This window comes from Streptomyces sp. NPDC007863 (assembly GCF_040633895.1).
Lineage (GTDB): Bacteria > Actinomycetota > Actinomycetes > Streptomycetales > Streptomycetaceae > Streptomyces.
Window position 1 is genome coordinate 45609 of sequence record NZ_JBEYEI010000029.1, and the last position, 12918, is coordinate 58526.

General features: G+C 69.2%; 14 protein-coding genes and 1 pseudogene. 9 read left to right on the forward strand and 6 right to left on the reverse strand.

Going from position 1 to position 12918, the window contains the following annotated elements; translation table 11 throughout:
* Positions 1–3 precede the first annotated feature (3 nt).
* Entirely contained in the window at positions 4–1686 is a 1683-nt protein-coding gene (locus ABZ621_RS34110; protein ID WP_360610532.1) for a serine/threonine-protein kinase, read from the forward strand.
* Positions 1687–2604: 918 nt separating this feature from the next.
* On the opposite strand, the gene ABZ621_RS34115 is transcribed toward ABZ621_RS34110, so the two are convergent.
* The 3 genes from ABZ621_RS34115 to ABZ621_RS34125 form a co-directional block, all read right to left on the reverse strand.
* Positions 2605–3111, reverse strand: coding sequence for a DinB family protein (locus tag ABZ621_RS34115; protein WP_360610534.1), 507 nt, complete (start codon positions 3109–3111; stop codon positions 2605–2607).
* A gap of 544 nt (positions 3112–3655) precedes the next feature.
* The gene (locus ABZ621_RS34120) at positions 3656–3952 is read right to left on the reverse strand and encodes a hypothetical protein (RefSeq protein ID WP_360610536.1); all 297 of its coding nucleotides are present in this window, start codon (positions 3950–3952) and stop codon (positions 3656–3658) included.
* Between the two features lie 481 nt (positions 3953–4433).
* Complete coding sequence (locus ABZ621_RS34125; protein WP_360610538.1) at positions 4434–4775, reverse strand: hypothetical protein; 342 nt, start codon at positions 4773–4775, stop codon at positions 4434–4436.
* A 573-nt stretch (positions 4776–5348) separates the two neighbouring features.
* Here ABZ621_RS34125 and ABZ621_RS34130 point away from each other — a divergent pair.
* The 7 genes from ABZ621_RS34130 (at position 5349) to ABZ621_RS34160 (ending at position 8512) form a co-directional block, all read left to right on the forward strand.
* Positions 5349–5621: a hypothetical protein gene (locus tag ABZ621_RS34130; RefSeq protein ID WP_360610540.1), complete on the forward strand. Its 273-nt coding sequence runs from the start codon at positions 5349–5351 to the stop codon at positions 5619–5621.
* Complete coding sequence (locus ABZ621_RS34135) at positions 5618–5746, forward strand: hypothetical protein (RefSeq protein WP_360610542.1); 129 nt, start codon at positions 5618–5620, stop codon at positions 5744–5746. Before ABZ621_RS34130 ends, ABZ621_RS34135 begins: the two co-directional genes overlap by 4 nt.
* A gap of 479 nt (positions 5747–6225) precedes the next feature.
* Positions 6226–6876 carry a hypothetical protein gene (locus ABZ621_RS34140; protein ID WP_360610544.1) on the forward strand — a complete coding sequence of 217 codons (651 nt, stop codon included), beginning with the start codon at positions 6226–6228 and terminating at the stop codon, positions 6874–6876.
* Positions 6877–7203: 327 nt separating this feature from the next.
* Positions 7204–7437: a hypothetical protein gene (locus tag ABZ621_RS34145; protein ID WP_360610546.1), complete on the forward strand. Its 234-nt coding sequence runs from the start codon at positions 7204–7206 to the stop codon at positions 7435–7437.
* On the forward strand, positions 7437–7706 hold the full coding sequence (locus ABZ621_RS34150; protein WP_360610548.1) for a hypothetical protein: 270 nt from the start codon (positions 7437–7439) through the stop codon (positions 7704–7706). Before ABZ621_RS34145 ends, ABZ621_RS34150 begins: the two co-directional genes overlap by 1 nt.
* 113 nt (positions 7707–7819) lie before the next feature.
* Positions 7820–8044, forward strand: coding sequence for an SDR family oxidoreductase (locus tag ABZ621_RS34155; RefSeq protein WP_360610583.1), 225 nt, complete (start codon positions 7820–7822; stop codon positions 8042–8044).
* A gap of 30 nt (positions 8045–8074) precedes the next feature.
* The gene (locus tag ABZ621_RS34160) at positions 8075–8512 is read left to right on the forward strand and encodes an NUDIX domain-containing protein (protein WP_360610550.1); all 438 of its coding nucleotides are present in this window, start codon (positions 8075–8077) and stop codon (positions 8510–8512) included.
* A gap of 803 nt (positions 8513–9315) precedes the next feature.
* On the opposite strand, the gene ABZ621_RS34165 is transcribed toward ABZ621_RS34160, so the two are convergent.
* A complete protein-coding gene (locus ABZ621_RS34165) occupies positions 9316–9897 on the reverse strand; it encodes a hypothetical protein (RefSeq protein ID WP_360610552.1) in 582 nt (193 codons plus the stop codon).
* A gap of 299 nt (positions 9898–10196) precedes the next feature.
* Here ABZ621_RS34165 and ABZ621_RS34170 point away from each other — a divergent pair.
* Positions 10197–10499, forward strand: a pseudogene (locus ABZ621_RS34170) (transposase family protein); the annotation flags it as partial.
* 443 nt (positions 10500–10942) lie between these two features.
* On the opposite strand, the gene ABZ621_RS34175 reads toward ABZ621_RS34170, so the two are convergent.
* Positions 10943–11443, reverse strand: coding sequence for a nucleoside deaminase (locus ABZ621_RS34175; RefSeq protein ID WP_360610554.1), 501 nt, complete (start codon positions 11441–11443; stop codon positions 10943–10945).
* Positions 11440–12852 carry a cytosine permease gene (locus ABZ621_RS34180; protein ID WP_360610556.1) on the reverse strand — a complete coding sequence of 471 codons (1413 nt, stop codon included), beginning with the start codon at positions 12850–12852 and terminating at the stop codon, positions 11440–11442. The genes ABZ621_RS34175 and ABZ621_RS34180 overlap by 4 nt, the downstream gene beginning before the upstream one ends.
* Positions 12853–12918: the final 66 nt, after the last annotated feature.

Sequence of the window (12918 nt, forward strand, 5' to 3'; positions counted from 1 at the left end):
GTTGTGAAGGCAGGAGACCGTCTGACCGGACGCTACAAGCTGGTCGAGCGGCTCGGCGGAGGCGGCATGGGGGTGGTGTGGGGGGCCGTCGACGAAGAGCTGCAGCGTGCTGTGGCCGTGAAGGTCCTGCGGAACGAGGACGCCGGCACGGAGTTGGTGAGCCGTTTCCGCAGAGAAGCGACCATTGGGGCCCGGCTCCGTCATCCCAGGATCACAACGGTCTACGACATCGGCAGCGATGACGGACGGCTGTTCATCGTGATGGAGCTGCTCGAGGGCCGCGACCTGGCTGCCCTGCTCGCCGAGCATCCCGATGGGTTGCCGGTGGAAGACGCGCTCCGCCTGGGAATGGAGGTGGCGGCCGGCCTGGCGGCCGCCCACGACGAAGGCGTCGTGCACCGTGATCTGAAGCCGGAGAACATCTTCCTCCACCGCGGGCGGGTAAAGATCTGCGACTTCGGCATCTCCCGCTCGAATGACTCGACCATCGGTCTGACCGGGACGGGCCGGCTCTTCGGAACGCCGCGTTACATGGCCCCCGAACAATGGCGCGAGGGCCCGGTCGACACCCGCTGCGATCTCTACGCCTTCGGATGCGTCCTGTACGAGATGCTGGTCGGCGCTCCTCCCTTCACCGGCAGTCCGATCGCTCTGATGCGTCAGCACACGGAGCAACGCCCCGTGCCTCCGCGTGCGATCCGCCCTGAGATATCGCGTGAGCTCGAATCACTCGTGATGTCCCTGCTGGAGAAGGACCCGCAGGCACGTCCGGCCACCGCTCTGCACGTCCGCACCGACCTCGTTGCTGTCTTCTCTCGTCCGGCCAGGCATGAGGCCAGTCCCCTTCCGCCGGTAGTCCCCGAACAGAAACAGTCCAAAGAGCCCGCATTCGTACAAGAGCTTCTGGAGCAGGCAGCCGTAGCCTTCGAAGACGACCCTGGCAAAGCACGGCACCTGGCCAATGCGGCTGTAGAAGTCGCCATCCACGTTCTGGGGCCCGACCACGCCGACACCCTTGCCGCCCGCACCAGCCACGCCTACTGGACAGGAAGGGCCGGTGACGCGCCGGCCGCACGGGACCTGTACAAAGCCCTGGTCCAAGACCGCACCCGCGTCCTCGGCCCCAGCGACCCGAGCACGCTCCGCAGCCGGCACGACCACGCCTACTGGACGGGATCGGCCGGTGACGCGCCGGCCGCACGGGACCTGTACAAGACCCTGGTCCAAGACCGCGCCCGCGTCCTGGAACCCGACCATCCCGAGTCCCTTTCCACCCGCCACAACCACGCCTACTGGACAGGGAAAGCCGGTGACGCGGCGGCTGCGCGGAATCTGTACAGAGTCCTGGTCCAAGACCGCGCCCGTGTCCTTGGCCCCAACCACCCGAGCACGCTTCGCAGCCGACACGAGCATGCCAACTGGACAGGGGCAGCCCGTGACGCGACGGCCGCACGAGCCCTCTACAAGGGCCTGATGCAGGACCTTGCCCGTGTCTTCGGGCCCGACCACCCCGACACTCTCTCCAGCCGCTACGACCACGCCTACTGGACAGGGGAAGCTGGTGACGTGACGGCCGCACGCGCCCTCTACAACGCCCTGAGCCAGGACTGCGCCCGCGTCCTCGGCCCCAACCATCCGAACACGCTCCGCAGCCGACAGGACCAGGCCTACTGGGAGACCCGATAACGCGGCGGCCGCACGGGCCCGGACAAGCATCCGGTCCAGGACCGCACTCGCGTCCTTGCGTTTGGCCCGTCGGCCGCGACGGCCGGGCCAGGGGATCGTCTCCCGGTCCGGGGCGGTCTCGATCGGCGGGATGCCGTGCCCATTCCGCCAGTCGCGTCGCGGGCCCGCCCGACAAGGCCGACACCGCCACCGCCCACCTCCCGGTACGTGTGAGGTTGTTCGGGTCTCGGTCGCTGGGGTCGCTGTTCAGCGCCTGGGGGAGGGGCGGTGGGTGGATTATCTGCTTCAGCGAAAGTCGCGTCGGAGTAGGCCGGCAGCGTGGAGAGCTGCAGCTCAGGAAGTCTGCTCCCCGTATGCGACGGGATGGTCCCGCGGTGGTACCGAAGATCACCTGACAGAAGATCTGCTCCCCGTGCCCGTGTGGATGGACGGCCCTCCTGGTATCCGGTACCGACCGGACCGGCGTCTGCTTCCGGCGCCTGCGGGGCGGTGCTGCTCGCTCCCTGCTCGGGTGGGGGTTGTGGTGAGTGGGGGCGGGTGGGAGGTTCGATCGTGGTTGTGTCTGGTGGATGGGTTTGCGGAGGGCGCTTATCTGTCGTGGGCTCACCTCGGACAGCAGCATCTGCCGCCGATAGTGTCTGGCTTCATGGAGCTACCGACGGTCACAGCTGAGGCCCGGCAACGCATTCTCACGGGGGTGGCACGCAGTCCGACCGCACCCGACCGCGTCCTGCAGCTCGTCAGCGTGGCCAGCAGTCGGTGTCCCGCTGCCGGCGGCGGAGGCCAGACAGCGATCGCGAAGGGATCGGGGCCTGGCGGGACCACGTAGTCCATCTCGTACTTGTCGGCCTGCGGCCAGGACCACGGGTCATCTCAGGCGGGGACGCGTCTTCGAGTGGTCCCGCGTGCTCCGCCCATTCAGACGCCGGTGGTGCCGTCGATTCCCTCGCGGAGGAAATCGGCGTGTCCGTTGTGTCGGGCGTATTCGTGGATCATGTGAAGCATCACCCAGCGGAGGGAGACGTCGAGGCCGCGACGACGGTCGTGGACGACGAGTTCCAGGGAGTCGGCCTCTTTCTCGATGCGCCGGGCATGCTCGACCTCGGCCTGCCAGGCGGCGAATGCCGCAGGCACGCTCGCGTCGCCGGCCTCGTAGGCCGTCTGGAAGTTGAAGTCTTCGGACCACACCAGCGGAATGTCCTGCCCATCGACCACTCGGCGGAACCAGGACCGTTCCACTTCGGCCATATGCCGGACCAGGCTCAGCAGGGTGAGAGTGGAGGGTGGCATGGAGCGTGTGCGGAGCTGGTCGTCGGACAGGTCGGCACACTTCAGTTGAAGGGTCTGCCGGTGGAATTCCAGGTGGGCGCGGAGCATCTCGCGCTCATTGGCAACGGTGGGCGGAGAGGGGCGTTCGATGGTCACGGCCGGATCCTCTCATCCGGATGGCGGGCCCGGTCTAGCGCACGATCTGACACCAATGTTCCTCAGACCCGCAACACGGCCGGGGTTCCCTCGAGGAGCAAGACGGCGGCAGCTGCTGGCCGCCGAGGGCGACCGCCAGTGATCCAGTGCGTCGTGGACGCCAACCGCGCGGAGATGGGCGAGCCCGTGGCCGCCGACCTCTCGATCATCGAGCACCACGGTTCCGGGCCCCGATCGAGACGGCCGAGGCGTCGGCCATCGAGTCGACCCGCTGCTGCCCACACTCGCGGGGACGGTCTTGCATGTCTGCCACCCTCAACTCCATCGCCCGAGCCCGCGGGGGTGGTCCCTCGAAAGACGGACGGCAGACCCTCGGCTTCTGCTGCTCTCCGCTCGCGCGGGGACGGCGCCTTCGACAAGCTCGACGAGTTCTTCACCAAGAATCTCGCCTGATCAGGAGCACTCCTGCCAGCCTGTACCGTCGAGACAAAGCTTCTTGGGTCCCGGTCGCCGTTATGTTCGGGGCTGCTCGGTGGCCGGCAGGTCAGTCTGCGATGAGTTCCGTCGCGCAGCCGTCGGTGAATTCCTCGGCTTCCGTGCCCGTCAGGCCCAGGGTCACCACGTAGGAGCGTTCGCACAGTGCTTCGGCCTTGGTCCGGGAGATGTCCGGCCAGGTGCCTGTCTCGCGGAGCTCGAATCCCGCCTGCCTGCCTTCGCGGTAGGTGGCCGTTTCCGCTGGCGGCTGGCTCGCGGAGCAGGCCGCCGTAGCGGCGATCACGATGAGGCCTGCGATACCCCTCAGGGCGCGCGTGTTGTCTCTGCCGGCCTTCCACCACACCATGTCCCCACCCCATAGACGCGTGTTTCAGCTGGTCAACCTACCGTCCCGGCGGATGCGGAGTTGTTTCGGTTCTTGAGTCGCTTGGGTCGCTGTGGGCCTACCCCCTGCCCCTGCTCCTCCCCCCGCTCCTGCTCCTGGTCGTGGTCGTGGTCGTGGTGAGCGGAGCAGGGTGGCCGTGGGCGGCTCACCACGGTGCTCACCACGAGTGTGGGGGTCTGTCTGTTCTGGTGAATTGCTTGGGAAGAGGTGCCGTCGGGTAGAACTGCTGGTCAGGAAGCCTGTTCCCCGTGCCTGCGGGGAAGGAGCCTGGGTTGATCGTGCGCGCTCTCGGTCGTTCGGCATGACGCTGGCAAGGGCCCTCGTCGTGCTGCGCCGGGCTGCTTGTCGGCAGGGGTGCTCGGCACCGTACTCACCATGCCGACGGGCATTCACCATGAGGCTCACGACGCCTGCTTCCCGAGACCGAGGAGGTGGGGCGGGGTCAGTCGGTGTTTTCGAGCTGGGCGCCGACGTTGTTCCACATGAAGGCGTTCTTCCAGTCCGGTCGTCTCTTTGCCCAGCCGTGGAGTGCGGTGATCACCTTGTCCTGGGAGACGGTCCGGGTCTGGTAGTGCTCTGCCGCCGTCCCGTCACGGAACTCCAGCTGGTAGGTGTTGTCGTCTCTCAGCCACACCTGCGCGTACCAGTCGCCGGCCACGTCTTCGTCGACGCGCTCGACGATGACGAAGGCGTTGCCCCGGCCGAGGTTCGCCACCATCCGGCTCAAGGCCGTAGGCCCCGGGTTCCTCACCTGACGACCGTGCTCGTCTCTCGCTCGCAGCATGGCACGATCATCCCCGACGCCTGTGACACCGGTCGAAGAGCAACCACGTCACGCCCACTGGTTCCCCGCGTTCGATGCCGGTGACGACCGGCTGCTCCCCACCCGGCGGGGAGGTCTCTGCTGGTTGATGAGCGCCGAGCTGTCCTGGCACTGCCTTCTTGCGCCCGATGGAATGGTCCCGTGAGAGTCGCCCTCGGGGGCGGCCTTCCGATTCTGTTTCCCGCACCTGTGGGGGGTTGTCCCGGTACCGATGTCTCCGGCCTGGTCGCGGGCGTCTGCTTCCTCCACGCGTGGGGATGGCCCCGGCCAGAACCTGCCCGGCATCATCAGCGTGTGTCGCTCCCCGTGCGTTCGTGGGGACGGCCCCGTCCCCGAGGCTCAGTTGGTGGCTGCTGCGGACTGTTCCCGTACGCGCGGGAAGGTCCGGGGCGATCACGGCGTGACAGCCCGGTGGGCCACGGCTCCCCGCACCCGTTTGGTCGCGCCGAGGTTGTGGGCCATGAACGACGCGGGCTGGAGTGACCCCCTTGCAGCTCCAGGGGCTCTGGGGTCTCCGGGGCCGAACCTGATCTCGTGGTTCCAGTGCGTCTGGCCGCGGTCCAGGTTCTTCTCCCGGTGCAGGGCATCGACGCCTCGGCTCGCCCGCCGTACGCGATGGTGCCGTCCATGCGGACGCCGGACTGGTTCGGCGAGTGCGACCCGCGGGCGCGGGTATCGGTGAAGGTCCGCATCGACGGCGGCCTCGCCCCGTCGATCCCGGCGGTGGCGACGCGGTTCGTCCAGACGGCTTTCCGCTGCCGCCGTTCGACGACCGCTTCCGGAACGGTCCGCCCCTGCACGGAATGACGCTCTCCGGAGAGTTGGCGGAGTGGCCCTCTGACGCGGTCGGCTGGTTCGCCGCGAACGTGGCGGACTCCGCCGCGCAGTCCGGCATCCGTACCCCGGTGCTGTTCACCGTCGCAAGGGCCTGACCGCAGGCGGGTCGTGGCGCACGGCAGGGCCACCTTTCGGTGGGCGCGGGAACATGAGGGGCGGCCGCGGTCCCCGCGGGCGCGCGGGCGCGCGGGCAAGTGTGAAAGTGGCGCAGACCCGCTGCAGAGAAGCTCTGATCACCCCGCTCGCGCGGGATCCAGGGCTTGTATGCATGGTGGATCATCATGAGGATCGAACCATCCCGCCCGCGTGGGGATGACGACTCAGGGGACTCGCGCGGGAGCCGGCCGCCACCAATGCTCGCCATGCGCGCGGGGATGGCCCCAGGGGAGTTTCGGTCCGGTGGCTGTTGCGGTTCCGCGCCCGTAGGCCATTGCCACAGGCGGTTGATGCACCGGTCGACGGTGCCTGGGGGCCTGCCGCGCACGCAGGCTGGGGGTTACGGGCCGTCAGAAGTCGTGTCCCGTTGGCTGGATATGGTCGAGGCGCTCTTGCGGACCGGTCCTACGCTGGAGGCATGGCCACCGATCCCGTGCTGAGACAAGGCCCCGACTCGACGGATCTGATCCTGCGCGCCCGCCCGACCGGGCCGGTGTGGAACGTGCTGACCTCCGCGGGGCCGGCGCTGTTGACGCCGCTCGCCTTGGGCGTGCCCACCCTGATCGTCGCCTTCTGGATGGTGTTGGCCGGGGCGCGGGCGTCGACCGTGTTCGTGGTGGTGGGGGTCATCGTCGGGTTGGAGTACCTGATCGGCTGGCCGGTGCTGGCCTTGTCCCGGGCCCGGGACATCCTGCGGGTGGAGTTCGCGCCGACCGGGGTGCCCGTGTCCCTGCGGTTGGTCCGGGCCGCCGGGCCGGACGCCTGGCTGCCCATCGAGGCCCTGCGCGAGGTGCGGCTGACGCACAAGGTGGTGGAGCCGTACCAGGGGGACTCCAAGCCTGCCGTCTCCACGCTCGCGCTGGAACTCGCCCTACAGGGCGCCCGGGAGCGGCTCGCACTCCCGTTCGGCGGCGACCCGCAGCGGCTCGCCGAGGCGTTGAAGGCTCTGCTCGGTCCGGCTGGGGTCGTGGTGGTGCTGCGCACCGAGCGCAGCACGCGTGATCGACCTCAGCCCAACTCCCGCTGGACCTCAGGCGGTTCTGCCTCGGTCGGTTCGGGTGGCGGCTAAGTGGACGGCCTTCTCCGCTGCTTGCTTCGTCTGCTGTCCGTGTAGGCGGGGAAGGTTCCTGCGGATGCCCAGGGCCGTCGAACCCGCTCCGCTGCTCCCTGCGTACGCGGGGCTGGGCCCTGGTCGGCCAGGCGTTCGCGGAAGCTGTCGCCCCCGCGGGAGGATGACACTCGGCATCGGCCGGCCCCTGCTCCCAGAGGACTCCCGGCCTCACTGGCGCGCGTCGCCCCAGGAGAGGGGCAGGTTCGGCCGGACCGGCTCCGGCGCCGTGGCCCCGGCGATACCGTGGGGAGCAACGTCCCGTCCCGCTCCTTCACGGAGGCATCGATGAGCGAGCAGCCGGCTTCCGGCGACACTGTCCGACAGCAGCTGGACCCGACGGCGGCCGACGCCGTACGGGCGTACGCGGCCCGGACCCGCGAGAGTGCCGACCAGTTCGCCTCGGTTCTCGAGGACCTCGCCACCAACGGACTGCCTGCGGTCGACGAGTGCACACCGTGGGAGGAGCTTCGGGAGAGGCATCTGGCTCGCCTCGCTGCCCAGCGCCCGGCAGTCGCCTGATGCCGCCCCGCGAGCGGCGGCGGGCCCGGATCGCGTTCTCTGACGCCGCCGCCAAGCAGCTCGAAGCGCTCACCGACGAGGCCGAGCTCCACGCTCTGGACCGCGCCCTGGTCGTTGTCTCCGTCGACCCCGAGATCGGCGAGCCGATCCCCGGCGGCACCGGCGGTCCTCAGCTCCTGCAGTACGCCGATGAGGTCGAGCGGGTCCGCCTGCTGTACTTCGTCACCGCCCTGAAGACGGTGGTCGTCGTCGCCTACCTCGAGGTCTAGGCGCTGATTCTCTGGGCTCCTGACAACGGTTCGCCAGACTGTCGGCTGATCGGACTCACCGGTATCAGGCATTCGGGAAGCGCCCGCCCCTCGATCCGGGGGGCCCGTACGGGATCTGCGTCGACACGGTCCTGCCCGGAGCCATCCAGGTCGAGGCAGAGAACGCCCTCCCCGCCCGGCGCCGTGCGCGGCAGGAGGGCCAGATCAAGCGCCGGTGCGTCCCGCGCCGGGGCCGGCCCGAGGACGTCGTGGCCCTGGTGGCGCTTCTTGCGGGCCTCTCCGCCTCGTTCGTTGAGGGGCGGTCCGTCCACGTCGACGACGGCTGGCTGCTCCACTGAGACCTTCAACAACCAAGGAGACGAACCGAAATGACCGAACGAGTCCGCGCCGTCCTCGTCACGCCAGACGACACGATGCTGGTCATCCGCCGTACCAGGCCTGGTATCGCCGCGTACTGGGTCCTGCCCGGCGGTGGCGTCGAGCCCGGTGACGCCTCCCGGGAGGCCGCCCTCCACCGGGAGATCCGCGAGGAGATCGCGGGGAAGGCGGACATTGTCCGCCTCCTGCACACGGTGGAGACCGACGGCGAGCGTGAGCTCTTCTACCTCGCCCGTATCGCGACCTGGTCCTTCGACGACCGCACCGGCCCCGAGTTCAGTGCCGAGGGCCGCGGCGAGTACGCGCTGGAGGAGGTCCCGCTGACCCTGGAGGGGCTCGACGGCATCGACCTCAGGCCCGAGGAGATTACCCACGTGCTGAGGGGGGCCATCGGCGCCGGGCGCCTGGGGGCTGGGGTACCGCTCTGAGCCTGCGAGCAGACCGGTATCCCGTCGGGGCCGGCCCCGACGGCGATCCGTTCGCACGGGGACGGACCTGACGACGTGCCCTACGGCCGCTCCAAGACCATCTGTTCCCGGTACGCGCGGGCCTGGTCCCTTTCCCTGGTGAGTGCGTGTTGGTTCTTCGGTCGCTTCGGTCGCTGTTGGTTGCTGCCGGCCGTAGAAGGCTGGAGTTCCTTACCGCCGAGCTCACCATGGCTGTGGGTTCTCACCGTCGTTCTCACCACAGGCTGCTCCCCACTTGCGCGGGGATGATCCCACTCCGGGCGTCCAGCAGTGCACCCTCGCCTCCTCCCCAGGCCTGCGGGGATGGGCCTGCGACGCGCTCACCTGCGGCCTGCACGCCTGCCACGGCGCCGAGCACAGCTCTGACCAGAGCCGCGCTTCGGCGCCTTCGCCGACGCTCCCGTCTCGCTGCCTGCGGCCTGGCAGGTATCTCCGGGTTGTTCAGGCGCACATGGCATGTTCAAGCTTCGACCTTGGCGTCCACTTTTACCGTTTCGCCTATGTGCAGTCGTCATTGGCTTCTTACTCCTCTCTCTGTCGGTCTGTTCGCATTCGGCGGGGTCGCCTGTGACTCCGGAGCAGAAGAGGCCGCTCCTGTACGGACGCAGGAGAGTCAGGCAGCGACTCCGACCGCCTCTGTTCCCGCCGAGGAGGCACGGAGCTCTTTCCAACGTCACGCTGAGCTGGTCAGATGTAGGGCGAGGGCGGCTTGGACGAGTGCAGTGATGCGGACCGAACGGCGGCGTGCACGAGCGCCGAGTTGGTCACGGGTGGACGCCCGCCCGTGCAGCCAGATACTCGACGCCGCGGTGGCCGGACTGCTTGGACACGTGGACGTGGACCGCGTGCCGGCCGGACAGCAGTGCAGGGTCGGCGTGGTCGCCGCGGAAGGCGACCTGTACCGCGTCGTGGCGGGAGCCGTGCAGGCCGTGCTCGGGTCTGTCCGGCCAGCGACCTGACCATACGAGGAAGACCGCGTTGCCATTGTCGCCCAGTGCCGCGATGACCCGGTCCTCGGCCGTCCCCGGTGCGAACCGTGCCGACATCGCGAGCGGCAGGTGTGCCTCCAGTTCACGGTCGTCCATGACCGGCACGTCCGGTTCGCAGCCGCCGTCGGCGCAAGAGGGGCGGGTGCCAGGGTAAGGGCGGTGCACAAAGCGGGAGTTCGGCAGCGCCGCCGCCATTCGGCGGACCTCGTCGACGCTCTCCAGGTGCGTCAGCAGCTCCGCCTCCTCGCCGCGGTGTTCCATCAGCGCGCACAGCCGCATGGCCTGGCGGTACGCGTCGGCGGCGTCAGCGGTGACGTGGACACAACGTGTGTAGCCGGCCAGGCAGTCTTCGCACATGGCCGAATGGTGCCACCCGCTGGTCCGGACTGTCGCCCGGAATGATCGGCGGACTCCGATGGCGAGGGGCGACCGTCGGCATGGCTCCCACGATGCCTTGACGAGCAGGGCGCACAAGCGGTGCAGGCCGATGGAGTCGAGGTGGAGAAAGTCCGTCGCGAGCAGGCGCCGCCCTGGGTCTTGAGGAACTGAATCAATTCCCAACTGGCAACTGTGTAGGCCAGTTGGACTGACGGATAGTCGAAACTCCTGCTAGACGGGTCTTCGACCAAGAAATCCGTCTTCTCCAGAGGTTTCGCGTGCTTGTGTACCTGTCCGGGGTCGACGTGTCCAGTTCTGCCCTGCGCTTCCTGTCCGCGAAGCTCCGCCAACACCGCCGGGAGCTCGGGACCCGGTGGCGACGCCTGAGCCCATGTCGGCAGGACCTGCTTACACTTGCCCACCTCCGCAACGGCCACCCCTACGCCCAGCTCGCGGCCGGGTTCGGCGTCGGCACCACCACCGCCTACCGGTACGTCACCGAGGCTGTCGATCTCTTGGCCGCACTCGCCCCAACCCTCGAGGAGGCTGCCCGTACGGCATCGAGGAAGGCGTTCGTACTGCCTGGTCGCTCCAGGCGACTTGGGGGAGCGGTGGGTCCGGATCGGGGCTGTAGGAGCCGTGGTGTGCGCTCATGGCGGGCCTTGGGAGAGGGGTGGACCGTCAGTGGCCGGTCCCGGTGGCGGGGGCGAGTTTCCGGACGCCGGACCGGGGGACAGCCGGGCCGGCCGATGTGGTGGGCGACCATGGGGAACTTGGTCCGGTTCGTCTCGTGGGCGCTGGCGTCAGAAAGACATCCGGGACGTTGCGAGCACGGACGTGTTCAGGCAAGCATCCGAATGGCACCCGAGCCTTCTTGGCCGGGGCCCTCCCGGGAGTCCCTGACGGCTCCCGGGAGGGGTTCGGCGGGGTTCGCCAGAGGTGCCAAGCTCCGGCGTGACCCGCCGGACCCCTCCCGGAGGTCCCTGACGCCTCCGGGAGGGCGCTTCGTGGGGCTTCCGTCGGGTCAGTTCCAGAAGCCGGTGTGGATCTCGCGTGCCTCGGGGAGGTCGATCGGGCCGACGACGGGGAGGTCGCGCTGGCCGGCCTTGAAGACCTCGCGGCAGGGGAGGGCCATGGTGGGGTTCTCCTCGTTGGCGCCGGTCATGGCGAGGAGCTCGTCCTCTCCGAGGGCGTAGACGACGCGGCCGATGTTGCCCCAGTAGATGGCGCCGGAGCACATCGCGCACGGCTCGGTGCTGGTGTAGAGCGTGCAGGTGCGCAGGAAGTCGGCGTCGTACCTCTCGGTGGAGAGGCGGACGAGGTTGGTCTCGGCGTGGCCGGTGGCGTTGCGCTGCGTGGTGACGGTGTTCTCGGCCTCCAGCAGGATCTCGCCGTCGGGGCCGGCCAGGATGGCACCGAAGGGGTGGTTGCCGGCGGCCCGGGAGCGGCGGGCGACGTCCACGGAGGCACGGAGACGGGCGAGGTCGGTGTCGGTCGCGGTCATGGTGGCGGGTACGGCGGTCATGCGGAGATCTCCTCGTGCGTGTCGGTGGTGGTACGGGTGGTGGCTCGGGTCCGGGTCTTCCGGGTGAGCGCGTAGTGGATGAGCCCGGCTGTCAGGAAGGCGACGGCCGCGGCGCAGGCGCCGAGGGCGGGGTGGCTCTCGGCGATCGGGCCGACGAAGACGCCGGGCTGGCTCATGAAGGGGACGGCGGCGAGCAGTCCGAGGAGCCAGGCGGCGAATCCGGGTCCGAAGTTGCGGGGTGCCTCCTCGTCGGGGCCGGGCGGTGTGACGAGGAAGCGCTGGACGAGCATCACGGCGAGCCAGGGGGCGATCCAGTTGCCGAGGATGATCAGGAAGTTCTCGAACGACTTCCAGTAGTCGCCCTGGCCGGCGAACCAGCCGATGGCGCTGCCGAGCCCGCCGACGACGAGGACCGCCTGCCAGCGCGCCATCTTCACGCCGGCGATGAGCCAGGCCAGCGCGCCGGAGTAGCAGTCCAGGCAGCTGGAGGTGATGGTCGAGACGCCCAGGGCGAGCATCGTGACGGTGGCGAGCGCGCCGGGCAGGACCTGGCCGACGAGGTCGGTGGGGGTGCCGATGAACGCGATCGTGCCGATGGCGGCGCCGAGGCTCGCGATCCACACCGAGCCGAGCCAGGTGCCGGTGAAGGCGCACAGGAACAGCTTGCGGGGTGAGGTGTCGACGGGCATGTAGCGGGTGTAGTCGGCGGCGTACGAGGAGAAGCTCAGCGCCCGCGCCGCCTGGATGGCCACCACCAGGGCGAAGGCGCCGACGAAGCCGAGCGGGCCCGCCTTGGCGGCGTCGAAGCCCGACCCGAGGTCGCTCTCGGTGAATCCGTAGAGGGAGACGCCGATGAAGAGCAGCGGCAGGACGAGGGCCATCGCCTTCTGCACCAGGTGGATGAAGCCGTAGCCGACGAGTGCGATGGCGACCTGGGAGACGGTGACGATCGCGAAGGCCGGGCCGAAGCCGGTGCCGATCAGGGTCTGGACGGCGAAGGCCCCGAGGATCGAGTTGACCGCGAACCACGCGCACGCCTTGAAGAACACCAGCACGGCGGGGACCGCGGCGCCGCGCCGGCCGAGGGGAAGCCGGGTCTGCACGAGCAGGCCCACGCCCTTGCGCGGGCCGAACGTGGACGTGATGCCGATCGCCGCCGCACCCACGGCGCTGCCGAGCACGATGGCCAGCAGGGCCTGCGCCCAGCCCAGACCGAAGGCGGCGGTGGCGAGCATGCCGCTGGTGAGGCTGGAGAACTGGACGTTGGAGCTGAACCAGAGCGTGAACGACGAACCCGGTCCGCCTTCGCGGTCGTCAGCGGGTATCGGTTCGATGCCTGAGGTCTCCACCGCGGTGGCGGAGCGCACCGCGGCGGAGAGCCGCTGTGTGAGAGGGCCTGGAGAGGTCATGTCGTGCCCCCTTCCATGATTCGTAGGAAGTCAGGGATGCCGGAGTGCTGCAGCAACGGCAGTACA

Bases quoted from the DNA above. Each gene is read 5' to 3' on its own strand.
- ABZ621_RS34180 (WP_360610556.1), bottom strand. From the start codon at position 12,852: ATGACCTCTCCAGGCCCTCTCACACAGCGGCTCTCCGCCGCGGTGCGC.
- ABZ621_RS34125 (WP_360610538.1), bottom strand. From the start codon at position 4,775: ATGCTGCGAGCGAGAGACGAGCACGGTCGTCAGGTGAGGAACCCGGGG.
- ABZ621_RS34175 (WP_360610554.1), bottom strand. From the start codon at position 11,443: ATGACCGCCGTACCCGCCACCATGACCGCGACCGACACCGACCTCGCC.
- ABZ621_RS34165 (WP_360610552.1), bottom strand. From the start codon at position 9,897: ATGTGCGAAGACTGCCTGGCCGGCTACACACGTTGTGTCCACGTCACC.
- ABZ621_RS34140 (WP_360610544.1), top strand. From the start codon at position 6,226: ATGGCCACCGATCCCGTGCTGAGACAAGGCCCCGACTCGACGGATCTG.
- ABZ621_RS34160 (WP_360610550.1), top strand. From the start codon at position 8,075: ATGACCGAACGAGTCCGCGCCGTCCTCGTCACGCCAGACGACACGATG.
- ABZ621_RS34135 (WP_360610542.1), top strand. From the start codon at position 5,618: ATGACGCTCTCCGGAGAGTTGGCGGAGTGGCCCTCTGACGCGGTCGGC.
- ABZ621_RS34120 (WP_360610536.1), bottom strand. From the start codon at position 3,952: ATGGTGTGGTGGAAGGCCGGCAGAGACAACACGCGCGCCCTGAGGGGT.
- ABZ621_RS34145 (WP_360610546.1), top strand. From the start codon at position 7,204: ATGAGCGAGCAGCCGGCTTCCGGCGACACTGTCCGACAGCAGCTGGAC.
- ABZ621_RS34150 (WP_360610548.1), top strand. From the start codon at position 7,437: ATGCCGCCCCGCGAGCGGCGGCGGGCCCGGATCGCGTTCTCTGACGCC.